Source organism: Sphingobium sp. V4 (genome assembly GCF_029590555.1).
Taxonomy (GTDB): Bacteria; Pseudomonadota; Alphaproteobacteria; order Sphingomonadales; family Sphingomonadaceae; genus Sphingobium.
In genome coordinates, this window is the sequence record NZ_CP081002.1 from 463,324 (window position 1) to 488,302 (window position 24,979).

24 protein-coding genes and 1 pseudogene are annotated in these 24,979 nt (G+C 63.9%); 9 read left to right on the top strand and 16 right to left on the bottom strand.

All coding sequences use genetic code 11. The features are described 5' to 3' along the window. Positions 1–174 precede the first annotated feature (174 nt). From flaF to K3M67_RS17805, 3 genes are all read left to right on the top strand, one after another. Positions 175–555, top strand: coding sequence for a flagellar biosynthesis regulator FlaF (gene flaF / locus K3M67_RS17795; protein ID WP_285833628.1), 381 nt, complete (start codon positions 175–177; stop codon positions 553–555). 152 nt (positions 556–707) lie between these two features. Then, positions 708–3,425 (top strand): PAS domain S-box protein, encoded by a 2,718-nt coding sequence (locus tag K3M67_RS17800; protein ID WP_285833629.1) that lies wholly within the window; start codon positions 708–710, stop codon positions 3,423–3,425. Then, a complete protein-coding gene (locus tag K3M67_RS17805; RefSeq protein ID WP_066863462.1) occupies positions 3,422–4,042 on the top strand; it encodes a response regulator transcription factor in 621 nt (206 codons plus the stop codon). Before K3M67_RS17800 ends, K3M67_RS17805 begins: the two co-directional genes overlap by 4 nt. An 8-nt stretch (positions 4,043–4,050) precedes the next feature. On the opposite strand, the gene K3M67_RS17810 is transcribed toward K3M67_RS17805, so the two are convergent. The 6 genes from K3M67_RS17810 to K3M67_RS17835 form a co-directional block, all read right to left on the bottom strand. Further along, on the bottom strand, positions 4,051–5,478 hold the full coding sequence (locus K3M67_RS17810; protein WP_084439229.1) for an alginate export family protein: 1,428 nt from the start codon (positions 5,476–5,478) through the stop codon (positions 4,051–4,053). A gap of 120 nt (positions 5,479–5,598) precedes the next feature. Then, on the bottom strand, positions 5,599–6,477 hold the full coding sequence (locus K3M67_RS17815; protein WP_285833630.1) for a sigma factor: 879 nt from the start codon (positions 6,475–6,477) through the stop codon (positions 5,599–5,601). 157 nt (positions 6,478–6,634) lie between these two features. Beyond that, a complete protein-coding gene (locus K3M67_RS17820; protein WP_285833631.1) occupies positions 6,635–7,612 on the bottom strand; it encodes a peptidoglycan-binding protein in 978 nt (325 codons plus the stop codon). Continuing rightward, a complete protein-coding gene (locus tag K3M67_RS17825) occupies positions 7,609–8,043 on the bottom strand; it encodes a hypothetical protein (protein WP_285833632.1) in 435 nt (144 codons plus the stop codon). Before K3M67_RS17825 ends, K3M67_RS17820 begins: the two co-directional genes overlap by 4 nt. Continuing rightward, positions 8,024–9,361, bottom strand: a complete 1,338-nt coding sequence (gene fliI, locus K3M67_RS17830) for a flagellar protein export ATPase FliI (protein WP_066863469.1) — start codon at positions 9,359–9,361, stop codon at positions 8,024–8,026. Before fliI ends, K3M67_RS17825 begins: the two co-directional genes overlap by 20 nt. 34 nt (positions 9,362–9,395) lie before the next feature. Further along, positions 9,396–9,797, bottom strand: a complete 402-nt coding sequence (locus K3M67_RS17835) for a flagellar biosynthesis repressor FlbT (RefSeq protein WP_066863472.1) — start codon at positions 9,795–9,797, stop codon at positions 9,396–9,398. Between the two features lie 189 nt (positions 9,798–9,986). Here K3M67_RS17835 and flgE point away from each other — a divergent pair, with 189 nt between their 5' ends. From flgE to K3M67_RS17850, 3 genes are read left to right on the top strand one after another with little or no spacing between them, the layout of a single operon-like run. Next, positions 9,987–11,303: a flagellar hook protein FlgE gene (flgE, locus tag K3M67_RS17840; protein WP_285833633.1), complete on the top strand. Its 1,317-nt coding sequence runs from the start codon at positions 9,987–9,989 to the stop codon at positions 11,301–11,303. A gap of 49 nt (positions 11,304–11,352) precedes the next feature. Next, a complete protein-coding gene (gene flgK / locus K3M67_RS17845; protein ID WP_066863477.1) occupies positions 11,353–13,449 on the top strand; it encodes a flagellar hook-associated protein FlgK in 2,097 nt (698 codons plus the stop codon). Positions 13,450–13,478: 29 nt separating this feature from the next. Further along, on the top strand, positions 13,479–14,387 hold the full coding sequence (locus tag K3M67_RS17850) for a flagellin (protein WP_066863480.1): 909 nt from the start codon (positions 13,479–13,481) through the stop codon (positions 14,385–14,387). Positions 14,388–14,788: 401 nt separating this feature from the next. Here K3M67_RS17850 and K3M67_RS17855 read toward each other — a convergent pair. The 6 genes and pseudogenes from K3M67_RS17855 to rutB all read right to left on the bottom strand — a co-directional run. Continuing rightward, a pseudogene (locus K3M67_RS17855) lies at positions 14,789–15,224 on the bottom strand (SDR family NAD(P)-dependent oxidoreductase); the annotation flags it as partial. A gap of 62 nt (positions 15,225–15,286) precedes the next feature. After that, a complete protein-coding gene (locus tag K3M67_RS17860) occupies positions 15,287–16,099 on the bottom strand; it encodes a DUF1206 domain-containing protein (protein ID WP_285833634.1) in 813 nt (270 codons plus the stop codon). A gap of 120 nt (positions 16,100–16,219) precedes the next feature. Further along, a complete protein-coding gene (rutA, locus tag K3M67_RS17865) occupies positions 16,220–17,287 on the bottom strand; it encodes a pyrimidine utilization protein A (protein WP_285833635.1) in 1,068 nt (355 codons plus the stop codon). A gap of 5 nt (positions 17,288–17,292) precedes the next feature. Beyond that, positions 17,293–18,075 carry a pyrimidine utilization protein D gene (rutD, locus tag K3M67_RS17870; protein WP_066856963.1) on the bottom strand — a complete coding sequence of 261 codons (783 nt, stop codon included), beginning with the start codon at positions 18,073–18,075 and terminating at the stop codon, positions 17,293–17,295. Next, complete coding sequence (gene rutC, locus K3M67_RS17875) at positions 18,068–18,451, bottom strand: pyrimidine utilization protein C (protein ID WP_066856966.1); 384 nt, start codon at positions 18,449–18,451, stop codon at positions 18,068–18,070. Before rutC ends, rutD begins: the two co-directional genes overlap by 8 nt. After that, positions 18,451–19,137, bottom strand: a complete 687-nt coding sequence (rutB, locus tag K3M67_RS17880) for a pyrimidine utilization protein B (RefSeq protein WP_285833725.1) — start codon at positions 19,135–19,137, stop codon at positions 18,451–18,453. The genes rutC and rutB overlap by 1 nt, the downstream gene beginning before the upstream one ends. Here rutB and K3M67_RS17885 point away from each other — a divergent pair. Beyond that, positions 19,067–19,294: a hypothetical protein gene (locus tag K3M67_RS17885; protein WP_285833776.1), complete on the top strand. Its 228-nt coding sequence runs from the start codon at positions 19,067–19,069 to the stop codon at positions 19,292–19,294. The genes rutB and K3M67_RS17885 overlap by 71 nt on opposite strands. Positions 19,295–19,735: 441 nt before the next feature. Here the strand turns inward: K3M67_RS17885 and K3M67_RS17895 are convergent, their stop codons facing one another. From K3M67_RS17895 to K3M67_RS17905, 3 genes are read right to left on the bottom strand one after another with little or no spacing between them, the layout of a single operon-like run. Further along, positions 19,736–20,485, bottom strand: coding sequence for an SDR family NAD(P)-dependent oxidoreductase (locus K3M67_RS17895; RefSeq protein ID WP_353051192.1), 750 nt, complete (start codon positions 20,483–20,485; stop codon positions 19,736–19,738). Between the two features lie 5 nt (positions 20,486–20,490). Then, positions 20,491–21,006, bottom strand: a complete 516-nt coding sequence (locus K3M67_RS17900; protein ID WP_066856976.1) for a cupin domain-containing protein — start codon at positions 21,004–21,006, stop codon at positions 20,491–20,493. Beyond that, positions 21,003–21,962 (bottom strand): fumarylacetoacetate hydrolase family protein, encoded by a 960-nt coding sequence (locus tag K3M67_RS17905; protein WP_285833637.1) that lies wholly within the window; start codon positions 21,960–21,962, stop codon positions 21,003–21,005. Before K3M67_RS17905 ends, K3M67_RS17900 begins: the two co-directional genes overlap by 4 nt. A 177-nt stretch (positions 21,963–22,139) precedes the next feature. Here K3M67_RS17905 and K3M67_RS17910 point away from each other — a divergent pair, with 177 nt between their 5' ends. Continuing rightward, complete coding sequence (locus K3M67_RS17910) at positions 22,140–23,291, top strand: alpha/beta hydrolase (protein ID WP_285833638.1); 1,152 nt, start codon at positions 22,140–22,142, stop codon at positions 23,289–23,291. Continuing rightward, entirely contained in the window at positions 23,291–23,698 is a 408-nt protein-coding gene (locus tag K3M67_RS17915; protein WP_285833639.1) for a VOC family protein, read from the top strand. Before K3M67_RS17910 ends, K3M67_RS17915 begins: the two co-directional genes overlap by 1 nt. A 185-nt stretch (positions 23,699–23,883) precedes the next feature. Here the strand turns inward: K3M67_RS17915 and K3M67_RS17920 are convergent, their stop codons facing one another. Continuing rightward, on the bottom strand, positions 23,884–24,954 hold the full coding sequence (locus tag K3M67_RS17920; protein ID WP_285833640.1) for a VOC family protein: 1,071 nt from the start codon (positions 24,952–24,954) through the stop codon (positions 23,884–23,886). Positions 24,955–24,979: the final 25 nt, after the last annotated feature.

The window sequence follows — 24,979 nt, forward strand, 5'->3', positions numbered from 1 at the left end:
CTGGAATGTGGCCGAAGCCGATGGACTGATTATAGGAAGAATATCGATCGCCCCGCGCCACCGCGCATCTTTTTCATGCGGCTCCGGTCCCGAACCGACCGATCATCGTCAATGGCGACCGCATCGGCGATTTTTATCCTAGAATGGAAAGATACTTATGCCAGGGGATCGTCCATGTCACTCAACGCCTATCGCCGCGCACAGGAAATCGCCGCGACACCAAGAGGCACCGAATATCGCCTGATGAGCCAGATCACCGCCGAAATGATGGCTGCGCGCGATGCCGGGCTCGTGGGCGTTGGCTTGATGCCCTCGCTGCATCGTAACCGCCGGGCATGGAGCACCTTTTCCAACCTGTGTGCATCGCCGGACAATCAACTGCCCGAGGATTTGCGCGCCCGCATCATCTCGATCGGCCTGTGGGTCGAGCGCCATACCTCCGACGTCGTGCGTGGCCGCGAATCCATCGATGACCTTATCGTGGTCAATCGCGCCATCATTGAAGGGCTTTCCCAGGAAAACGGTAAGGCAAGCCCTATGGTTTCGAATCCGTAACCATATTTTTATGGTTTTTGTTCAGATATATGCCTCACTTCCGGCTTCATGGGGGCATTAAAAACTGTCGGAAATATTTACATTCTGGGTCGGCCGCTTCATGCGATCGTCCGGGGCACGTCGCGATGCCCCGGTGATGATTGAGAGTGGGGATGAAATTGTTGATACCGCCGCCATCAGGCGCTGGCGGGGCCCCTTCTGCTCGACTGGCGCCGGCCGTCCCCGCGCTGGTCGCCGTGGCGCTGATCATATGTGTGGCCGTCCTGATGGGGTGGTCCAGGGATAATCTAGGGATCGCCGGCTTCGGCCGCAGCGAGATCTTCATGCAACCCTGGACGGCGGTGGGCTGCATCGGGCTCAGCCTGTCCTTCTTCTGCGCTGCAACGGGCCGATATGGGGCCGCGCGCCTGATAGCGGTCGTGCCGTTGGCCATTTCGCTCATGGCCCTGTTCGAGGATTGGGCCGATCTGACGCTGACGATCGACCGCTGGCTCTTCCCCGACCATATCGAGCATCAGCCACGCGTGAACCCCGGCAGGCCGGGACTGATGCCTGCCATTTCCACGCTGCTGCTGACCTGCGCGTCGCTTGCCACGACATCGCGGCACAATGCCGTGCAACGCATGGTAACTTTGCTCAGTTGCTTGGCCTTATCGACCGCCGTCATTTCCGGCACGCTGCTTCCGCTCGGCGTCAGTTCATTGGGGGAAGGCACCAGACGGGCGCTCATGTCAGTGCCCACAGCGTCCACCCTGATCGCGCTCGCCCTGGCCATCATCGAGCAGCGGCGTCATGTCGCCTGGCCGCGCAGTCCCCGTTGCGGTATCGGGAGCGGTACGCTCCAGTGGTTGCTGGCGCCCTGCGTCCTCCTGCCCGTGTCATCGGCGCTTTTGCAGCTTTGGACGTACAAAAATGGTCATGTGACCAAGGAAATGGCCGAAATCATCCAGGCAGCGATCCAGGTCAGCATATCCTGCCTGATCGTCGCCTGGGCCTGGATACGGATCGGTCGCGAAAGCACCACCCGATGGGCGTTCAGCACCGCCATCGATTCCGCGCCGATCGCTATCACCGATATAGACGGCCGCATCATCCGCTGGTCGAAGGGCTGCGAAAGGCTTTACGGATGGACAGCCCAGGATGCGCGAGGCCAGTGCAAGCACGCATTGACCAGGGCGCTTCTGCCCACCGGATCGCGCCTCCCCTTCGCGTCCCAGGCGCGCCAGGAGGCCGAGATCACGGAGCGGCATCGGGACGGAACGAGCCTGCGTGTCCTGGAATCGCGCCAGATCGTGCAGCCGCGGCCCGACATAGCGCCGATGGTGGTGCTGTCGATGACCGATATCACCGAACGTCAGCGTGCCGAGCAGGCCGTTCTGGCGAGCGAGGCTCGGCTTGCCTTTGCGGCGGACCTACACGAACTGGGCCTGTTCGAATGGCGGCAATCGACCGACCAGATGCAAATGTCGCCTCATGCGGAGCGTCTCTTCGGTTTCCTGCCCGGCACGTTCAGTGGTGGCATCGACGACTGGCGCCACCATGTGCGCGCGCATTTTGGCGCCGATATCCTTGCAGATCAGCCCCTGCCCGCAAGTTTCCATCATTGTTCCTTCCATCTGAACGGCGCGTTGGCGGACGAACCGCTGATCGTCGAAGGCTCGATCTTCTTTTACGACGCGCCCGGCGATCAGGGGCCCTCGATGCTGGGCATCGTCATGGACGCGACCGAGCGCGCGCGCCGCACCGAAATGCTGGAGGCCCGCGAATTCGAGCTGCGCTCGATCCTGGAAACGGTGCCGGAAGCGATGATCACCGTGGACGAAACGGGGCGCGTCCGCTCCTTCTCGACGGCAGCCGAAAGGCTGTTCGGCTACAGCGCGGAGGAAATTACCGGCCACGATGTCCGCACATTGCTGCCCGACTATGAGAAAACGGCTGTCTCGACGGACGGGGTGACGCCTCCGCTCAAGGCGTCGCAAGCCCAGACCACCGCCGGGCGCGACCGGCACGGCAACGCCATGCCGGTCGAACTGGTGGTCGGCGAAACCACGATCGGCACGGAACATATCTCCATCGCCTTCGTCCGCAGCCTGCGCGAACAGATCGCGACCCAGACGCGCCTCAACGAATTGCGGGAACAGTTGCTGCACGCGGCGCGGGTGAGCACCATGGGCGAAATGGGCGCCGGCCTCGCCCATGAACTCAATCAGCCCTTGACCGCGACCGCCAATTTCCTGGGGGCCGCGCACATGAGATTGGGGATGGGCGCATCGCCGGACCAGGTCCGCGACCTGATCGCCCTCGCCAATGTCGAGGTGCTTCGCGCGGGCGAAATCATCCGCCGGATGCGCGCTTTCGTCGCCAAGGGGGAACTGGACATCCGATCCTGCTCGCTGAGCGAACTGATCGCGGATGCGCTGCAGCTGGTCTGGTCGGGAACCCGTCACTCGGGCGTCACACTCCATTACCAACCCAGCATCTCTGGTCCGGACATATTGGCCGACGCCGTCCAGATACAGCAAGTTTTCATCAACATAATCAACAATGCGCTCGAAACATTCGCCGTCCACCCGACGACCGGTGCCCGGATCATGATCTCGACGGTCGAGCACGCCGACGGCACCGTCATGATCCGGTTCAGGGATAATGGCCCGGGCTTTCCGCCGGCCATCATAGGGCGACCGTTCGACGCCTTCATGTCGACCAGGGCTAACGGACTGGGTCTCGGCCTGTCGATCTGCCGCCGTATCGTCGAGGGTCATGGCGGCGCATTGACCCTCGCCAATGCCGCGGACGGCGGCGCGATCATAGAATTTTCTCTGCCGATCTATCGGGAGTCGGGCGATGGCGAAATGAAGGCGGCACGATGAAGACCAGACAGATCTTCATCGTGGATGACGACGATTCGGTTCGCCTGTCGCTCGTCCAGCTCCTGTCGATATTGCCCGATCACCAGGTTCACAGCTTCGCGTCGGGGGATGTATTCCTGGCCGCGGCCGCGCGGCTCGATCCCGGATGCCTGCTGCTGGACCTGCACATGCCGGGCACCCCCGGCATCGGCGTCCTGGAAGCGATCGGCCCCATCGCAGAACGATTCGCGACGATCGTGCTGACCGGGGAGAGCGATGTCGGTACGGCGGTGCAGGCGATGAAGCTGGGTGCCTTCGATTTTCTGGAAAAACCCTGCGACCATGTCCGCCTGATCGCCGCCATCGAATCGGCCTTTTCCCGGCAGGCGAAGTCCATCCAGGCGGTGACACGCCGGGCGCAGGCGCTGGCGAAGATCAATTCGCTGTCGCTGCGCGAGCGCGACGTGCTGATCGGGCTGATCGAAGGGCATTCCAACAAGGTGATCGCCCATGACCTTGGCATCAGCCCCCGGACGATCGAAATCTATCGGGCCAAGCTGATGGAGAAGCTGCATGTGCGCAGCCTCTCCGAAGCGCTAGGCATCGCCTTCGCCGCCGGGCTCTATTCGAACGACTGAACCGCCGGTCAGAATTCCAGATAAAGGTCGACATAGCCATAGCGTGTGTCGCCGGACCGCGGCGCATTGGCGGCGTCGGTCAGGAAACGGCCCTTCGCCAGATAGGCGATGCCGGTGTCGACGCGGAGCAGATCGGGGATCAGCCAGCGCCGCAGCCGGGCTTCGAACTGATGTCCGGCGAACCGACCGGCGTCGCCCGCCGCGTCCTTCACATTGGTGGCTGCGAAGCTATCGGTCCTCGATTCGAGCCAGAGCGCGCGATACATCGCCATCACGTCGGAGGATTTTCCCGGCTTCGCTTCGAACCGCACCCCGCCCGACATCATATTGAAGCGATGGACCGGGCCATAAAGGGCGGTGGGGCCAAAATCGAAACGCCGCGCGCCAAAAAGCGTATCGAAGCGATTATAGGTCCGCGCGCCAGCCTTGTCGCCGGTCGCAAGGTCGAAATCGATCGACAGGCGCGGCTGCATTCCCTGCGGCCACGTCCGCCCCAGTTCGGCATGGACCAGCCAGGCCGACACATTGAGATCGGTCAGGTCAGTGGCCCTGGTGCTCGCGCGGGTCTCGCCAAACTGATAGGCAGCTTCCAGATCATAGTCGATCCGCCCGGCCTTGGGTTTGCGCCACGCGCGCAGGCCCGGCGTCCACAGCCGGCGGTTGCGGGTCAGGCGATCGGCCGTGTCCTGTTCCTTCAGCCCATAGCCATAGATTTCCAGCGTGCCGCCCAGCACGCCCGCCTTGGTCAGACTGCCGCCGAAAAACTGCAATGCGCTGCTTTCCTGGTCCCAGCGGACGCCGTTGTCGAAGATGCCGTCATGATCGTCCGGCAAGCGGATCTGCGGCATGGTCCAGAACAGGGTCAGGCGATCGCCGGCCTTGTCCGACAGGATCAGGTTGGCGCCGGTAAAGGCATTGGTGGTGTTCCGGAACGTCTGGCGCGCCACGAGGCGGCGCGAGCCGACATCCATGGTGAAGCGGCCGGCGGTCAGCGCGCCCTTGGCCTTTTCCCCCAGCCCAAAGTCGACGCCGACATAGGCCTGGATCAGTTCGAGCGCATTGATTTCATTGGTACCCGCCGAAGAATTCTGCTTCTCGCCATAGCCCCGCGCATCCCATATCTCGCCGCCGACACGCACCGGCCCGCTGTCGTAATCGACCAGCAAGGTGGTCTTGAGCGACCACAGAAAATCATTCTCCGCCATGTTCGGGCGAAACTGGCCGTCGATCGCCTCGATGCGCGAACGGACCATGCCCTTGATCGTCAACTCGTCCGGAGCGCCCAGCGCTTCATGCAGCGGCGTCTCGGCCAGCGCAGGACCGGCGTGGCCGGCGACCATCGCAAGCGCCGCAACGGCAGGCGCCCAGGCACGGCGGGTGGACGAGGAGAGAATGCGGCGCGCGCTACGGCGCGCGGTCCGGAAAGCATAAGTCATGAACACACTCCAGGGATGATGCTTCCTTATAGGACGAGGGTCCGATCGCCAGCTTCGCGCTGGAGAAAATTTCGCCGCCGCCAACAAGTCGCATTGCTGCGCTAGAGCTATCCTATAATTTCAGTGGAGCGTCGGCTGCGCCGGTGGGACGTCGCGGTGATCGACCATGATGGCGAAGCGCGGATCCTGCGCTGCCAGCTCGGCCATGGTCTTGGCAGCGCGCTTGGCGATCTGGCGCACCCGTTCCTTGTTCACGCCCATATCACCTTCCAGCGTATCGAGCGTCGCAATGTCGAACAAGCGGCGTTCGACGACTTCGCGATTATGGCTCAGGCGCATTTCCAGTTCTTCGAGTTCGACCGGATCGAGGCAGGAATTGTCGGCCCGCCATACCGACTGCCGCGACGACCCCGCAGCCCGGGCTACGCGCTTGGTGCGAACCTGCCGACGCATCCGATCGAGCGCGACTGTGCGCAGATGCTCGATATAGCCATCGATCAGCGTGACCGTGGCAGCCGCCGCCAGATAGGCCGAAGCCCCCGCTTCCGTCCGGTCCAGCGCTTCCTCGTCCTCGATGAGGGAGATCGCCGAAATCTCCTCGCCATCCTCACCCGCACCGATCGCGTCGAGCGATACGGTGGTCGCCTCGACCTTGCGAGCTGAGGGGCGCTGGTCGGTCATCAGACGGAAGCGAAGGCTCTGCAATTCGCCGCGGATCTGCCAGTTGACGAAGGTCGTGAACTGCGCCTTTTCCGGGTCATAGGCCTCGATCGCGCGGTGGACGGCTATGGAGCAGACCTGCTCTGCGTCCTCCCAGTGCCCCACCAGCCCATATTGCCGGATGAAATGGCGGATACGCGGCGCGATCAGCGTCAGGATGCGCGCGAACGCCTTATCGACGGCGGCGCGCTGACGGGCGGTCTGCGTCTGTCCGTCGGCGGGCAGATTGGCCTTCACCGTGGCGACGGCCGCTTCCAGTGCAATGGTGGTTTTCGACATGTCCAGTCCTTTCGATGACGTCATGGCATCGCGACCTTCGCGTGCCCCCCTTTCGACAGGACCCTTTTCGCCTCCATTGGTTAACGACTCTCTAATCCTATATTTATTTTTTACCTCATTCCTATATTTTTTGCCGGGCATCCACGCGGGTGCAAGGTCAGGCGCTGAACCGCTCCGCCCGAATGTTCCGCCCCATGAAATCCAGCAACCATGCGCGATGCGCGACGGTCGCATCGCCAACGGCGGCTATCCGCCGACCCGCGCCGGCCGCACCGATCTGCGCGTTCAGCAGCGTCCGGGCACGGTCGGGATCGAGTCCTCCTTTAAGAAATCGGATGGCATCGCCGCGTCCCAGATGGTGGCCGAGATAGGCCGCCTGGGCGACCGCCTGCGCACCCTCGCCGATCGACACGCCCGCGCGCGCCAAGGCATCCAGATTGGCCTTGGCATAATCTGCAGTCGCCTGGATCGCCGCCTCCGGGTCATATCGCAGCGCCAGCAATGCCGCGCGGTCCTCGCCCTTCACCCGACCATGATCGTTCAGCCAGCCGCGCTGGCGCGCGACGGCCTTCAGCCAGGTGCCCTCGCGCTCGGCCTCGCCCCTCCATGTTCCGCTCAGAAACTGGCCTAGGCCGGCCGCGCTGGAGCGCGGGTTCCGTGAATAGGGGAGCCAGCGGCCATCGGGCGCTTTCGCCGCCTCGGCATGGACGATGGTGGCCAGCGCCGCCACGGGCAGGCCGGTGCGCTGCGCCGCGGCGCTCAACGCCCCGGCATGACCCGCATTGGGACCATAGCCGCGCGCCTGGCCGGCCGTTGCATCCTGCTGCCGCCCCTGTTGCTGCCGCCCTCCCTGCCCGTCCCAGGGAAGGATGGGGGTCGACGGTTCGCTTTCGGGCAGCGTCGCCCTCTGGGGCATGGCCGGCGCGGGCGTCTGCTTGTCCTCCTTCAGCAGGGTCAAAAGCGAATCCAGGCTCATCGGCAGCTTCACGTCGCCCCCGGCTCTTTTTTCGCCCCCCTCCTCACTGCCCAGCGCCGCGCGCCAGAGCCGGGTCGTCAGTTCGCTGCGCGCCTGCGCGTAGATGACGTCGGCCTTTTGCGCCGCAGTCAGCCCCGCCGGTCCGCTGGCGGCGATCATCTCCCGCCTCGCAACATGCGGCGGGCCTTCAGAAACGCCACGGCCGAACTGTCGTCCATGCCCGCCTGCTCGACATTGGCGCTGCGCCGGTTGGCGTCCTCCTTATATCCCTCCGCCGCGACCTCGATCGCGCGGAAGGCGCCATAGGCCGCCGCCGCCTTGCCGCGCATCTGGTCGAGCCGTGCGCTCTGCAACGCGCCGTCCCGGGTCAGGCGTTGCTGCTCGGCGCGGATGCGCTCCATATAGGCGTGGGAGGAGAGGGTCAGATCCCCCGCCGCCACATCGGCTTCGCGCAGGATGCTCGTCCGCGCCTCGTCCCGCGCCGTCTCGATCTGGTTCAGCACATTGACCTGCACGTTGATGGCGACGCCCATCGCGTCGATCTCCCGCCGCTGCACGCGCATCGCGGTGTCATAGGGTGTCTTCATCATTCATCTCCATGATGGCGGCGAGTCTGGTGAAACTGTCCTGCGCGAAGCCGCGCTCCTGCTTTCCCTGGTTCAGCAGCGCTTCGATCCGCGGTGCCAGCGCGACGGCGCGGTCGACCTCAGCGCTCGATCCGGCGCGGTAGGCGCCGAGCCGGACCATCTCCTCCATGTCGCGATAGGTGGACAATTCGCGTCGGGCCGCCAGCCGCACCGCATTTTCCTCGGTGGAAAGGCAGTGCGGCAAGGTGCGGGAGACGGACTTGAGAACATCGATGGCGGGATAGCGGCCACGCTCGGCGATCTGGCGGGTGATGACGACATGGCCATCCAGAATGCCGCGCACCGCGTCGGCCACCGGCTCGTTATGATCGTCGCCGTCGACCAGCACCGTGAACAGGCCGGTGATGCTCCCCTGCCCCGGCAGGCCGGGACCGGCGCGCTCCAACATGCGGGGCAATTCGGCAAAGACGGTGGGCGTATAGCCCTTGGTCGCGGGCGGCTCGCCACTGGCCAGGCCGATCTCGCGCTGGGCCATGGCAAAGCGCGTCACCGAATCCATCAGGCACAGGACGTTCAGCCCCTGGTCGCGGAAATGTTCGGCGATGGTGAGTGTCGTCCAGGCCGCCTGCCGGCGCATCAGCGCCGGCTCGTCCGACGTCGCGACCACCACGACGCTGCGCGCCAGGCCTTCTTCGCCCAGGTCGTCCTGCACGAATTCCTGCACCTCGCGCCCGCGCTCGCCGATCAGGCCGATCACCGCCACGTCGCAATCGGTCCAGCGCGCCAGCATCGAGAGCAGCACTGACTTGCCGACGCCCGATCCGGCGAACAGGCCCAGCCGCTGGCCGCGGCAGAGCGGCGCGAACAGGTCCAGCGCGCGCACCCCGGTGCCCAGCCGCTCGCCCACCCGTGCCCGCGCAGAGGCAGGCGGCGGCGACGCCTTGATCAGGCGCATTTCGGCGCCTTGCGGCAGCGCGCCCTTGCCGTCGACGGGACGGCCAAGCCCATCGACCATGCGACCGAGCCAGCCGGCGCCGGGACGCAGGCCCAGCTGGCTGGCGGCCAGGTCCGCGCGCGTCCCCGATGCAATGCCCTGCGGCTCGCTGAAGGGCATACAATGGGCGATGCCATGATCGAGGCCGGTCACTTCCGCCTCGACCCGGCCGGCCGAGGTATCGAGCGTGACGCGCGATCCGATCTGCGCCGCCCCGGCCAGCCCTTCCACCTCGATCAGCGCGCCGCGCACCGCAACGACATGGCCATAGCGGCGATCGGGGCTGAGCAGGCGCAGCCCTGCGGCCGCCGCTGCCAATGTGGTCATCGGACGTTCTCCAGCCTTGCTGTGAAAGGGAAGATCAGGCCGCCTGGGCGGCCCGGGCCAGCACGTCGGCCTCATATCCGATCAGCCATCGGCAATCGGACAGGGCGGCATAAAATTGCCCGGTCGCGACCTTCTGGGCAAAACCGATGCACTTGGCCTTGGCGTCGGGCGCTTCGAGCGCGGCCATTAATCCCTCCAGCCGCTCCAGCAGGGCGCCCTGATGCTTCTGCAACTCGCCCTGGTCGATATAGGCCATCATGCAGGCGAAATAGAGCTGGCGCGCCGGCGTGTCGGCCTCCTCCGGCTTCATCACGTCGCGGCCGCGCAATATGGTGGCGCTGTTTTCCACCACCAGGTCGGTGCGCCCGACCGAGCGCAGCACGGCGCCGTTCACGATCACCGGCTCTCCATTGCGAAGCGAAATGCGAAGCGTCATGCGAATATCCCCGATAGCGCCCCGAAGAGCGGACATGACCAGATTATAGGATGAACCGACCCGGCAGCTTTTGCCGGGTGGCGTATTTTTTTGACCACCTCCCGACGGAGGGCCGGGACTCCCTCCTACAATGAAGACGTAACCGGGTCGGACTTGCCGAGCGCGCCGCCCCACGCATGGGAGAATGACATGAGCCTCTATTCCGCCCTTTATGCTGGCGTATCCGGCCTTGGGGCACAGGCGGGCGCGATGGCGACCGTTGCAGACAATATCACCAACGTGAACACCGTCGGCTACAAGGGCGTGTCGGCGCAGTTCCAGACGCTGGTGGCCGGCGGCCAGAGCAGCAACGGCTATTCCGCCGGCGGCGTCGCAGCCACGCCCAAGGCGCTCATTTCCAAGCAGGGCCTGCTCCAGGCGTCGAGCAGCCTGACCGACATCGGCATCGATGGCGCGGGCTTCTTCGTCGTGCGTTCGGGCACCGATGCGGGCGATGCGGTATCCTTCACCCGCGCCGGTTCCTTCGTTCCCGATTCGCAGGGCTATCTACGCAACGCGGCGGGCTATTATCTCCAGGGCTGGCCGCTCGACGTCGATGGCAACTATGTCGACAACGGCAATCTCAACACGCTCGAACCGATCCGCCCAAACGCGCTGACCGGATCGGCCCAGCCGACCAGCAAGATCGCGATGCGCGCCAACCTGCAATCCACGGCCGAACCGATTACCGGCGCCTATGTCACCGGCTCCATGGCGTCGGGCACGCTGTCGCCGCAATTTTCCCGCTCGATGGAGGTCTATGACGCGCAGGGCACGTCGCACCAGCTGACCTTCAATTTCGTCAAGACCGCAGCCAATGAATGGGTCGCGGAAATTTCGGGCGATCCGGCCGACATCACCAGCATCGGCGGCACTGCGATCACCGACGGCGTGCTGGCGAGCGGCACGATCCGCTTCAACGCCGACGGCAGCCTGGACCTGGCCGGGTCCGATCCTGCGCTGTTCGACAGCCTCGACATCGGCTGGGCCAATGGCGCCGGCTCCAGCCCGATCCGCCTCAGCCTCGGCAGCGACGACGGGCTTGACGGCCTCACCCAGTTCGGCAGCGACTCCGCGCTCCTCTCCTCGACCGTCGATGGCGGGATGCTCGGCACGGTGGCCTCGGTGGAGATTTCCGACCAGGGCGTCGTCAGCGCCATTTTCGAGGACGGCACCTCGCGCGCCATCTACCAGCTGCCGATCGCGACCTTCCAGAATCCCGACGGCCTCGCCCGCATCAGCGGCAATGCCTATATGATGTCGTCGCAATCGGGCAATGTCGCGATCAACAAGCCCGGCGCGCTTGGTGCAGGCACGATCGCGGCTGGCGCGCTGGAAGCGTCCAACGTCGACCTGGCGCAGGAATTTTCCAACATGATCCTGTTCCAGCGCGCCTACAGCGCGTCGTCGAAGATCATCACCACGGTCGACGAGATGCTCCAGGAAGTCAGCAGCCTGAAGCGCTGATCCTGATCCGCGCGCCCCTCTCCCCTGATTTGTCGAAGGACCACCTACCTTGTCCCTGAACGAGATCCTCAATTCAGCCATTTCGGGCCTGTCGGCCTCGCAGGCGGGACTGCGGTCGGTGTCCAACAATATCGCCAATGTCGGGACCCCCGGCTATGCGCGCGAACGCGTGTCGCTCAGCACCGGAGTTTCGGGAGGGCGCGTATCGGGCGTGATCGTCGGCGAACCGTCGCGGGTGGCGGACAAGTTCCTCGAAAATGCCGTCTACCAGCGCGGCGGCGCGGCCGGACGGTCGGAGGTCGCCTCCTCCTATCTCGACCGGCTCCAGTCGCTGTTGGGCGCGCCGGATTCCAGCGCCGGGCTTGCCGCGCGGCTGAGCACCCTGTCCTCCGCCGCGGCGCAGGTCACCAGCCTTCAGGGCTCGTCCCAGTCGGTGGCGCTGTTCACCGGCAATGTCGCCGACACGATCGACACGATCGCCCGGTTGCAGAAGGACGTGTCGGGCCTGCGCGCCGATGTCGAGACCGAGGTCGGCTATACGGTGGAGCGCGCCAATGTGCTGCTCCGGCAGATCCACGACCTCAACAGCGAAGTCGCGCGGCTCGACGGGCTGGGCCGCAGCAGCTCCGGCCCGACCGACCAGCGGGTGAGCGCGCTGGAGGAGTTGAGCGGTCTCATCGACATCACCGTGAGGGAGCAGCCCGACGGACGCGTCACCATCGACAGCGCGTCGGGCCAGGTGCTGCTCGACAAGCGGCTGCGGCAACTAAGCTATCCCTCGGGCGCGGGCGCGTCGCAGAACAGCTACCCGCCGATCGACATCCGCTTCGCCACCGACAGCGGTGCGATCGGCGCTTCGACCGGCGAACAGATCGAATCCGCCGCGATCGGCGGCAAGCTGGGCGGCCTGCTCGACATGCGCGACCGGGCGCTGCCCCAATTTTCCGAGCAACTGGGCACGCTCTTTTCAGGCCTTGCCCAGAGCCTTAACGCCGTGTCGAACGCCGGCACCACCCTGCCCCCGCCGAACAGCCTTACCGGCGAGGCCAATGGCCTGGTCGGCGCCGATCGCCTGGGCTTCACCGGTAAGGCAGTGTTCGCCGTGGCAGCGGCGGACGGGACGCTGGTGCAGAAGGTCACGGTGGATTTCGACGCGCTCGGCGCGGGCGCGACCGTCGATGATGCGGTGGCCGCGATCAACACCGGCCTATCGCCGGCTGCAACCGCCAGCTTCGTCGACGGCGTGCTATCGATCCAGGCGACCGACAGCAGCCAGGGCATCGCCATCGCGCAGGATCCCGACGCCCCCAGCGACCGCGCCGGGGTCGGCTTCTCGCAATTTTTCGGGCTGAACAATCTGGTCCGCTCGGACGCCAGCGCGCTGGTACCGTCCGGCTTCACTCCCACCGACCCGCACGGTTTCGGCGCGGGTGAGACGACCGAGATCGCATTGCGCGATTCGACAGGCAAGCTGCTGGCTAGCTACACGCTCACCGGATCGGCCGGGCCGACCTTCGGCGACCTGATGACCGAACTGAACGCCAGTCCACTCGGCCAGCATGGCAGCTTCGCGCTGGACGACAAGGGCCGGGTCCAGTTCACGCCCGACAGCCTGAGCGCCGGATCGACCATCTCCATCCCCTCGGATTCGACCAGCCGCTACGGCACCGGCCTGTCCTTTTCGGCACTGTCGGGCCTGTCCGGTGCGGCGAGCGGCCTGGCCAGCGCGGAGGTGCGCGCCGACATCGCCGCCAAGGCCACCCTGCTGCCGCTCGCCCGACTGCAACTGGACGTTCCGGTCAATTCGAAAGCGATCGGCGCAGGCGACCTCTCGGGCGCGACGGCCTTCATCGACGAACTCGCCCGCACGTTCGATTTCGGCAAGGACGGATCAGCCACGATCGAAACCTTCGCCAGCCGCCTGCTGGGCGGAGCGGGAACGGAGGCGTCGCTCGCCCAGACCAGCTATGCGGGCGCGGCGGCGCGGCTGGATGACGCGGTCAACCGGCGCGACAGCTATGCCGGCGTCAATGTCGATGAGGAACTGGCCCAGATGGTGGTGTTGCAGAACAGCTATTCCGCGTCCGCCCGCGTCATGACGACCGCGTCGGAAATGTACGACACCCTCCTCCAGATGCTCCGATAAGACTAGGTTCCAGAAAGGGAAAACCAGACATGACCCGCGTAGCGACCATTCCCCTGCAACGAACGCTGTCCGGCGCGATCCAGCGCTCCCAGCAGAATCTGGCGACCAGCCAGATCCAGCTGACCAGCGGCAAGAAGGCTCATGACTATGCCGGGCTGGGCATCGATGCTGTGCGTACCCTGTCCGCCCGGTCGATGCTGGCCCAGCAGCAAAGCTACCAGTCGGTGGCCAGCCGCGTGGGCACGACACTGTCCCTCTATGACGCCAATATCAGCCAGATCGACGACAGCCTGTCCAACCTGCGCACCGAATTGATGACCGCGCTGGGCACCGGGGACTCGCCGGGCATCCAGCATCTGGTCGAAGGCAGCTTCGCCGACGTGCGCGGCGCGCTCAACGCGACCGAGGCGGGGATGCCGCTCTTCGCGGGCGCGCGGACCGACGACCTGCCGATGGTTCCCGAAACCCTGGCCGATCTTGCCGGCATGACACCCGACCAGGTGTTCGTGAACGATCAGGTGCGCCAGTCGGGCCGCGTGGGTGACGGGGTGGATGTCGAATATGGCGTCGTTGCCAGCGATGTCGGCGCCAAGCTCGTCCCCGCCTTCCAGACGCTGGCGGCCGCCGGCCCCTTCGGCGACCGGCTGACCGACGCCCAGAAGGATGCGATCCGCCAGGCGATCGGCGAACTGGACGACGGACTGAGCGAAGTCCGCGCGGTCAACGCCGAAAATGGCCGCAAGCAGAATCAGGTGGAGATGTTGGGCACCCGCGCCAAGGACCGGGAAATCCTGCTGACCGACGTGATCGGATCGGTCGAGGATGCCGATCTCGGCCAGGTCGCACTCGACATCTCGCAGCGCCAGACCATCCTCGAAGCCTCCTATTCCGTCTTTTCCCAGCTCTCCAGCCTGTCGCTCACACAGTTCCTGGATTGATCTGCCGCCGGTCGCCCAGGCCTCCCCATATCGGGGCGACCGGTTTCGGGAACGCGCTGTCCAGCGCCCCCCACATGGACAGCGCACCCCAACGTTCCGTCAGGCTGCCGCGCAGCCTACAGTCCCCACTGTTGCCCGGCAGCAGGCGGAACGGGGAGAGGACGATCCCCCCGGATCGTCCTCTCCTTCTTCGGGGAGCAGTGCGTGCGCGCACCACCGAAAGTCGGTTCCAACGATGCGAAAGCATGGCTGGCAGTCTTCCACTATACAGAAGCGAGCACCTCGCTGCCGACCTATACTCATACAGTTATGTTTTTCTGCGCTTGCAATCTGCAGACTATGCCGGGGCGGGTGTGAAACGAGGTCGAAGGTGGCGAACTCCTGGAAGATACGCACCGGCGGCCGTCGTCACGGAAATGATTGAGCAAATTGGTGACCGTGGCCCCGGCGCCGATGGTATTATTGACGCGGATGTTGTGCTCGATCGCTTCAAGAGCCTGGGTTCGGGGCATCTGGGCAAGCGCGCCTTGGACGCGGTAGGCCGCGATGCCTGGGAAGGCGAAGTAGGACGCATAGGAAGCGATGTTCACGATCGCACCCGAGCCAATCTTCATCATCGCCTTCTGGACTTCACGCGAGTCGAGGAAGGCGCCGGTGACATTAGAGGATGCGGCCGGCATTGTTGACGAGGATGTCGAGCTGGCAGAACGTATCGACTGCAAGCGATACGGCCTGCTCTGCGAAGCCGTCCATCGTGATGTCCGCGACCAGGGCGACGATGCCTTCGCGCTCGAGATTCTTCATCGCCGGATCGATGTCTTCCGCAACGACCTTGGCCCTTGAGACAACGGTACGGACCGATTATTCGCCACGCAGGAGCGACACCCGCAAGATTTGCTTCACCGCAGGAAATCGGGTTTATGGACCTTCATCCGTCTGTACCGCGCCTCGATTAGGCTGAACAGCCCGAACAGCGCCAGGCCGAGGGCCACGACGCTCAGTAAGACGGCGCCTTCATCCTGCGCGCGCAACTGCTCAAGTGCTTCGCCCAGACCGCCAGCGCGATCGGGATCATGGTTCAGCGCTGCCGAAATGATGAACCAGCCGATGAGGGAGAAGACCAGAGCGCGTGCGGCATATCCCCATCGTCCGATCCATCTCACATAGCTGGGCGCCGGAACATCGCCGCCAAGCTCGTCAAATCGCGCCTTATAGGCCTTGAGCGCTTGCGCTGCCGCAATGATGAGGAGCAGGATTCCCGCGAGAACGAGCAGGAATACGCCCCCCGGCTGTCCCAGAAGCCAGGCCGACCACCCCTGGGCGCTTTCGTCTGCAGGACTCCCCTGCTGTTTTGCCGTTTGTTCCAGAGCAAGGCGTCCGGCGGCGGTCGCAAGCATGATATGGGAGATGCCGCTAATGGCGTAGCCAAGTCGTTCAAACTTCCCTTTCAAGGTTCGACCGCGTTTCTCTGGGTCCGTGATCGCTTCTGTAAGCCTCCAGAGCGCATAGCCAGCAAATCCCACTGCACAGACTGCAAGGAGAATATGTCCAAGCGGCGCATCGGCCAGGGTTCCCAATGCGCCCTGATTGTCGGTCGTCTCGCCTCCGTGCAATGCGACATCGAGCGCGAACCATCCGATCAGGATATATACAAGGCCGCGCGCGGCAAAGCCGATACGCGCCAACAAGGTCATCCGGTCGCTATATGCCATCCTGTCCTCCTACAGGATCGCAACTGCCAAGTGACGTTCTACGTTCCCAAGTGGATGTTCAAGGCGCGCGGACGGCCAGGCTCCATTCAACCATCCTGCCAAAGCTGAGGGATGCCGTTCTCACGACATCCCGGCGCGGCTCTTCATGAGCGGCTGGATGCGGGTGCCGAATGCCTCCACGCCTTCGAGGAAGTCGTCGAAAGTCAGCAGTACACCGCCCGTATTCGGCACTTCGGCCATCTCGTCGAGCATCCGCGCCACGCTTTCGTAACTGCCGACCAGCGTGCCCATGTTGATGTTCACGGCGCCTTCCGGCGCGGCGAGCTGGCGTACGTTGGTATCGCTGTTCACGGTGTCCTTTGCGCCCTGATCGGCCAGCCAGGCGATCGCTTCGAGGTCTACGCCCTCGTTATAGCTCTGCCATTTGGCCATGGCTTCCTCATCCGTCTCCGCAGCGATCACCATGACCAGCACGAATACCGAAACCTCGCGGCCTGTCTCCGCGGTGAACTTCGCAAGGCGATCGTTATTGAAGGCGAAAGCTGTCGGCGTATTCACACCCTTGCCGAGGCAGAACGCATAATCCGCCCACTTCGCAGAGAAGGCCAATCCCGCGTCGGAGGAGCCGGCGCAGATAATTTTCATGTCCGCCTCTGGCTGCGGACGGACGAGGCAGTCCTCCATCCGATAATATTTGCCCTTGAAGTCGGACCGACCCGTTTCCCACAACTCGCGCAGCACGCGGGCATATTCATCGAGCACGTCGTAGCGATTTCGAAAATGCTCGTCGCCCGGCCAGAGACCCATCTGCGTATATTCGGGCGGCTGCCAGCCGGTGATCAGATTGAGCCCGAAACGGCCGTGGCTGATGCTGTCGATGGTGTTGCACATACGCGCGGCGAAGGCGGGGGGAATGATGAGCGTGGGGCAAGTTGCGAAGATCCTGATCTTTTCCGTCACCGCAGCAAGCCCTGCCATCAACGTGAAGCTTTCGAGGCCATATTCCCAGAACTGCGTCTTGCCGCCGAAGCCGCGCAGCTTGATCATGGAGAGCAGGAAATCCAGCCCATGCTTCTCGGCACGCTGGGCGATCTCCTTGTTGAGATCAAAGCTGGGCAAATATTGTGGGGCGTTCTCGCTGATCAGCCAGCCATTGTTGTTGATGGGAACAAAAACGCCGACCTGCATGGACTTCAACTCCTGAGGAATTCGAGAACGAGGCGATTGAAAGCGTCCGGATCAGTGACGTTGCAGGCGTGGCCGCCCCATTCGACGGTCGCGACATGGGCGCGGCGGGCCGCTTTGGCCAGGTCGAGCGCGGTGGCGAAAGGCACGAGAAAATCGTCGCGCGTGGCAATGACAAGCAGGCTTTCGAGCGCGGTCAGCCCGGCCGGGTCGGGCGCGTAGGCCTGCACGGCCGCGATGCGCCTGGCGGTTGTTTCGACTCCCGGGAAGCCTGCAAGCTGGTGGTCCATGTCTGCGTTCAGCTCGGCATCGTGCGAGGCGATCCAGTCCGGTGGATAAAGGAACAGCGGCTGCGCTTCGAGAAAGGCGCGTACGCCCGCACCATGCAGCAACGCAACCCGTGCGGCAAAGCAGCGCCGCGTATGTGGCGAGAGCGTTCGCCAGCCATTGACGACGATCAGCCGGTCGACTCTCGCGGTCCGGATGGCAGTTTCGACACCAATCGCGCCACCGAGCGCATGACCGATGAAGTGCGCCCGCTCGATGCCCAGCGCATCCATGAGCGCGATCACGTCGCTCGCCATGCCCTCGACCGAAATTGTCGCGGGCAATGTCCGATCGCTACGGCCGGTGCCGCGATGGTCGTAAGCGACGACCCGGAAATGCTCGGCCAACGCCCGAAGATTCGGCGCCCAGTAGCCCGCCGAACCGCCAAGACCGCTCGACAGGATCAGCGACGGCGCGTCCGCCGCTCCGTGGATTTCGTAGTAAAGCCCGGCCACCTCAGCCAAGATGGGCGACCGAGGCGATTTCGACGAGGCAGTCGGGCTTTACCAGTTCGCATTTGATGCAGTAGCGCGCAGGCTTGTCGCCCGGAAAATACTCGGCATAGACCGCATTGAAGGCGGCGTAGTCATTGAAGTCCTTGAGGAAGATATGGTTCATGGCGATGTCCGCCATGGTGCCGCCTGCCGCCTCGACCGTGGCCTTGATGACCTCCAGCACATGGCGGGTCTGCGCGACCGCGTCGCCCACATGCAACACCGTGCCGCCCTCGCCCAGCGCCAGCACGCCCGAGACATAGACCGTGCTGCCCGCCCTGGCGCCGGCCGAATAGGGCGCGATGGGCGTGGGGAACTGCGGCGGATTGATCGGTTCGAAAGGCATCAATCATCCTTTGGTGGAAGCTGACCGACGGCGGTGCGGAAGTCCGCGACGCTGCTCACCCAGCCGAAGAACTTCTCGACATTGTAAAGGCTTGCCTCGCGGATGAAGTCGGGACCGAGATGATGGACCGCATCCTCCAGCAGCACGCCGAAATACTCAAGATGGAACCCGTCGCGCAGGGTCGATTCCACGCAGACATTGGTGGCGATTCCGGTGAAGATCAGCGTGCGGATGCCGCGCGCGCGCAGCACGGAATCAAGCTGCGAGTTGAAGAAGGCCGAATAACGAGGTTTATGCACGCGAAGGTCGCCATCCTGCACATTCAAGCTATCGACAAGGTCATAGTCCCAGCCGCCCCGCGCCAAAAACTTCCCGGCGAGAGCAGGTCGGGACCGCATGGTCTTGAGCGCATTGGACTTATGCCAATTGGGCGACAGCGGCGTACCTGCCTCGACATAGTCCGGATCCCAGCCATTCTGCAGAAAGACCACCGGCATCCCCGCCGCGCGCGCCGTGACTATGACTTCGGCAATCTTCGGAATCACGCTTGCTGCCGGGCCGACATCAAAACCAGCCTCGTCCACATAGCCACCTTTGCTGGCATAGGCATTCTGCATGTCGACGACGATGACCGCCGTCGTCGCGGCATCGACCCGGATCGCTTCGGGCCGCGCCGGCAACACCACCGAGGGACCGACACGCGAAGGGGAAGGATCGACGATTGCTTGGCTCACCAAAGCAGGATTGAGCAAATGCAACCAGTGGTCAAGCGAAGCGCGCATTTGCTTTACTCATCCAGGATGGCTGTTGTTAACCATTCATTGTCCTGAGGGCCAGAGCTGACCGACATTCGTAGGGAACGACAAATCGCTGAACGCGCATAGCGTAGCGGCCGAAAGCCAGAATTTCCGCTCAAGCAGCTCGGTGACGGACTCTGTGCCGCGCTTGCCGTCCACCGTGTACCCGGTGGAAATGACCGGCACGCCACCGGGAGGGCAATCGAGATAAGCGTCGCGATGACCCGCCGGGTGATCCTACACGCCTCAAATCAATGGCATGGCCGAACGTTTCAAGGCCGCATCGCCGGTGGAGTGATAGGCATCAACCTCGCCGGCCATGCTGATCTTGCAGTCGTGCCGACCGGCTTTAACCGTGCCTACAATTGGCTACGACAGCAGGCGCTCCAAGGCATTTTCTTGCGTCAGAAGGTAGAGAACCCGATTGGTCTTTGCCCATCTCTCGCCAGCTGCTATTTTATCCCGATGATGTGTCGCAACCAGACAGCTAGCTGCCATCGGTGATCAGAGTTCCCCCATCCACGACGAGATTGTGGCCCGTCACGTACGCGCCCGCCGGCGACGCGAGGAAGAGTGCGCTACCTGCCACCTCCTCCATCTCGCCCGGCCGGCGCAAGGGCGTCATCTGCATTCGCCGCGCCATGAATGCATCGTCAGCCAGCAGCGGCGCTGACAGTTCTGTGCGGATGAGGCCTGGCGACAGGGCGTTAACACGCACATTGCGCGGGCCCCACTCGACCGCAAGGTTGCGGGCGAGCTGTGCCACGCCCGCCTTGGCCAGAGCATAGGCGTTGATCGCACCATTGCCGCGCAGACCCGACAGGCTGGCGATAAGGACTGCGGCCCCGCCGCCTGTCGCGGCGATATGGGGCAAGGCGAGATTGCACACGCGCACCTGGCTGCGCAGGTTAATCGCCATCACCCGATCATAATCCGCCATGTCGATCGTAGCGAACGGCCCCGCACGCCCGGTGATCCCGGCGTTGCAGACGAGAATGTCGAGGCGGCCGAAATGGGCCATCGTGCCATCGACCAGTGCATCAAGTTGCGCGTCGTCGGCCACGTCCGCCGCAATTGCCAGCGTATTCAGTTGCTCCCCGACCCTCTGGCTGTCTACGGCATCTTCGCTGGAGATTACGACATTCGCGCCATGGCCCTGAAGCGCCCGCGCGATGGCAAGGCCAATGCCCCGCGTCGATCCGGTAACGATCGCGACCCTGCCGGTAAGATCGAACAACGGCGTCAATGCTTGTCTTCGGGCTTGTCTTCGGGGAGCGGCTGGCCGTTGTGCAGATAGGCGGGCGCCTCGATCAGGATGAAGGCGATGCGGCAGGGCTTGTCGGTGACGTTGCGCCAGAGATGATTGGTGCCGCGCTGGATGATGACACCACCTTCCCGCACCGTCGTTTTGCGGCCATCGTCCAGTTCCAGCTCGACCTCGCCCGACATGACGATGCCATAGTCGATGCTGTTGGTGCGGTGCATCGGTGACTCCTTGCCTGGCAACATGTCGACAATGCGGATCACCGAGCCCTGGTTGAGGGTGAGGCCGGCGTCGCGCAAGCGGCCATCGGTCTCGTCATTATTGTCGGCCGGCACCGTGGCCGTCGTCCACAGGAGCAGGAAGGAGGCGTCGCCCGACGGGATCATCCGGGTTGGCGTGACATCTTCCGACTTGAAGATCGCCCGGCCGTCCGCGTCGTGGCCAGTGACGACGCGCTGGACCGGGGGAAGGCCGGAATCGCTGAGGTCGGTCATGATTGCTCTCCAGTATAGGCGATGACCTGCTGGTCGATGATGCCGAAGGGCGCGCGCCCGTCTGCGAGGCGGCCCTCCATGCGGACGCGGTCGCCAAAGCGCATGAAGGCGGTGCGGGCCGCGCCTTCGTCCACGATCTCGATCCCTCGCCGTTCGGCGATGCAGGAGGACCCGACCTCGCGGAAATTGGCGTTGGACACCGTGCCTGAGCCGATCACCGTGCCGGCCACGAGATGGCGGGTCCGCGCCGCGTGGGCGACCAGTTCATGGAAGCCGAACCCCATCGGTTCACCATTGGCGGCGCCAAAGCGCTGGCCATTCCAGTCGACCAGCAGGTCCATGGCAACCCGGCCATCGCGCCATTGGTCGCCCAGTTCGTCCGGCGTCACGGCAAAAGGCGCCATGGAGCAGGCAGGCTTGGCCTGAACCCAGCCGAAGCCGCTCTTCATTTCGGGACCGGCAAGCGCGCGCAACGACCAGTCGTTGATCTGAACGATCAGGCGGATATGCGCCATCGTATCGGCGGGCGTGCTGCCCATCGGCACGGCGTCGACGATGACGCCGAACTCACCCTCGAAATCGATGCCGAGAGTCTCGTCAGGCATGGGGACATCGTCATGCGGACCGTAGAAATGATCCGAGACACCCTGATACATCAGCGGCCGCCCGGTTTTTTCCGGAGTGATGCCGAGTACCTTGTCCATCAGCGCGCCATGGCTTTCGAACGCCGAACCATCGAGCCACTGCCAGGCGCGCGGCAGGGGGGCGGCGAGGTCGGCAGGATCGAGCGGATGCGGAAAATCGGTGATGGCGGCGAGCGTCGGCGCAACGTCCGTCCAGCTTTCGAGCGCAGCCTGGAGCGTGGCGACGGCGGGCTGCGCATAATGGCTGCCATCGGGCGACAGGACGACCAGTCGCCCGTCCCTGCCGCCATTCCTGATCGTCGCCAGCCGCATCGCTTCTCCTCTCGTTCTTGTCGGCAGAAGCGATGGGACAGGGCGGCGGCATGGTCAAAGCCAATTGATGGATAGTGGGCTTCCACGGTTTCAATTTGATCCGGGCCATCCATGCGGGTTTGTGATGCGGTGGATGAAGCTGCCCATGCCGGCGGCGCAACAGTCGAGAGGATCTGCATGTTCGAGCCCTTCCCCGGAAATTATGTCTGGAATCTCGCCACCAATCTGGCGCTGGTGTGCGGCGGCAATCATGGCGAGATCGACGAGGCGAACCGGCCCATCATTGAGGCCGCCAAGGCCGGCGCCGACGCCGGAAGCGCGCTGATGTTCGACAGCTGGCTGCGGGTGGCGGACCAGGTCGCGGCCAATGGCGCGGCGGACGAAGCGGCCGGTTATGCCTTGTCCGCGGGGACCAAATATCTGCGCGCTTCTGGCTATTATCTGGCGGCCGAACGGATGCAGAGCCGCGACTATGCGCCGCGCTGGGCCGCCTATGATCGCGGGCTGGAGCTGTACGCCAGGGGGGTGGCGCTGCGCGGGCTGCATGTCGACTTTGTCGAGATCCCTTATGAGGACAGCGCCTATACGGCGATCTTCGTCCATGACGGATCGGGGACGCCGCGCCCCACTCTGGTGTCGGTCAATGGCCTCGATTCCATGAAGGAACAGGTCAATATGGCAGGGCACGGCGCGTCCAATCTGGAACGCGGTATCAACACGCTGTTCGTGGACCAGCCCGGCACCGGCGAAGCGCTGCGCAAGCGCGGACTGACGGCGGTGTTCGATGCCGAACGCTGGGGATCGCCCGCCTTCGACTATCTGCTGACGCGCGACGACGTACTCCATGACCGGATCGGCATTTTCGGCCTGTCCTTCGGCGGCTATCATGCGCCGCGCATCGCCGCCAATGATCCGCGCTATGCATTGTGCGCGGTGATGGGCGCGAACCATGTCTGGGGCCGGCGCCAGCGCGAGCGGGTCGCCAATGAAGGCGAGAACCCGGTGCCCCATTATTGGGACCATGTGATGTGGGTGTTCGGCTTCGACAATCAGGCCGATTTCCTGGCCTATGCCGACCAGATCACGCTGGACGGACAGGTCGAGAAGATCAGGGTGCCCTTCCTGATCACCCATGGCGAGAATGACCGGCAAATACCCGCCTTCAACGCGCAGTTGAGCTACGATCAGGCGGTCAATTCCCCCAAGCGCACGCTGCGCATGTTCACGAAGGCCGATTTCGAGGTCGAGCATTGCGGCGCCGACAATGGCACGGGGATGCGCGACTATATCGCCGACTGGTGCGCGCAGACCTTCGCCGAGATGGGCTGATGGCCGATTTCACCTTCCACCATGGCGGGGTGAGCGTGCCCAGCCTGGACGCGGCGATCGACTGGTATGGCCGGGTGCTGGGCTTCGTGGTCGAAAAGCGCTTCTACATCGAGGCAGCGCGGTCCCATGCGGCGATGGTGCGCAAGGGACCGTTGCGGTTCGAGCTGTTCGAGGTAGAGGGCGCCGCCCCGCTGCCCGAAGCACGCCGCCATCCGCCATCGGACCTTAAGACCCATGGCAACAAGCATGTCGCCTTTAGGGTCGATGACCTGGAGGCGTTTCTGGTCGAGATGGAGGGCAAGGGCGCGGACATCGCCTTTGTTGTGCGCGAGGCATTCGGCAAGGGGTGTTTCCTGCGCGATTGCGCCGGCAACCTCATCGAATTCGTCGAGGAGCCGATCCCCTGAAAAGAGGATATCCGCCGCTTAACTTCGCACTTTTCCTGCCCTTTTCGGCATGATTGAACAAAAGCCGGAAATATGATTACGCCCGCCACGCCACCGAACAGTTTGAGGCGGCACGGATGGATATAAGGCAAAGGGCGTTCCGCAGGACAGGCCGGCACGACTGCCGGCCTGTCCTGCGGAATCCTTCATATGGCGTGTTCATCCGCTTCGCTGATATCAGCCAGCTTCCCTTCGACCGGCCGCTTGCCCGGCTGGCTCTTGCGATACGGTTCGAAGCTGGCGCGATCGGCGTCGAAGCTCATGTCCCAGGGGATATTGTCGCCGCGAAAGATGGGCGGGGCGTTGTTCGACCAGAGCAGCGAACCGAAACGGAAATCCCAGGCGCGCGGAACCCAGTTATCGTCCAGATAATCGGTGTCGGCATGATATTCCGCTTCCCCCGCCTTGCCCGGCATGTCGCAATAATAATAGATGGCCGACGAGATGCGGTGGCGCGATATGCCGCCCGAGCTGTTCATCGTCTGGTTCTTCCAGCCCTTCGCCTCCATGATGTTAGCACCGAGCATGACCTCGTCGATATCGTCCATGCCGAAGGCGATATGCATGAACTTGAAATGGTCGGGCGCAATCGGGAGGTCGCAATTAACCCAGAAAATCGAATGATGTTCGAACGTGCCGTCGGCGCGGGAAAAGATACCAGTGCCCTTGCTATGGTCGACATAGCGAAAGCCCAGATGCCGTTCGTAAAATTCGAAGCTGCCGACATAGTCGGGCGAGAAAAAGACGACATGGTTGATCGTCTTGGGGATGGCCTTGCGCCGCCAGATCCGGTGCTGGTTGAAGCGCGGATAGGAACCCGGCGTGTTGACCGGGCTGGTTTCGCTGATGACCAGGCGCTTGTCCCAGACCCGCAGGCCGATGGGCTGGCCGTCGGGGCAGGTGCAATGGACAGTGCCGTCGTCGTCGCGATGCACGGCGACCTCGGTCGCGAGGCTGGCGGCGATCCGATCCAGCGCATCGGGGCTTTCCACGCCCCAGACGGTTTGCTTCAGCCCATCGCCGGGGAAGGGATCGGGCGAAGGCAGCCGCGCGTCGCCATGGCGGTAGAGAATGACACGGGAGCCGGAGGCGAGGCGGAAAATCGACTGATGGTCATCCGCCTTTTCCAGCGGCAAGCCGAAATCGGTCCAGAAGCGGGTATGTTCGCCCAGGTCGGCAACCCCGAAAATCGCGCTCTCAACGCCCAAAATGCTCATGCATGTCTCCTCATCCTGACCATCA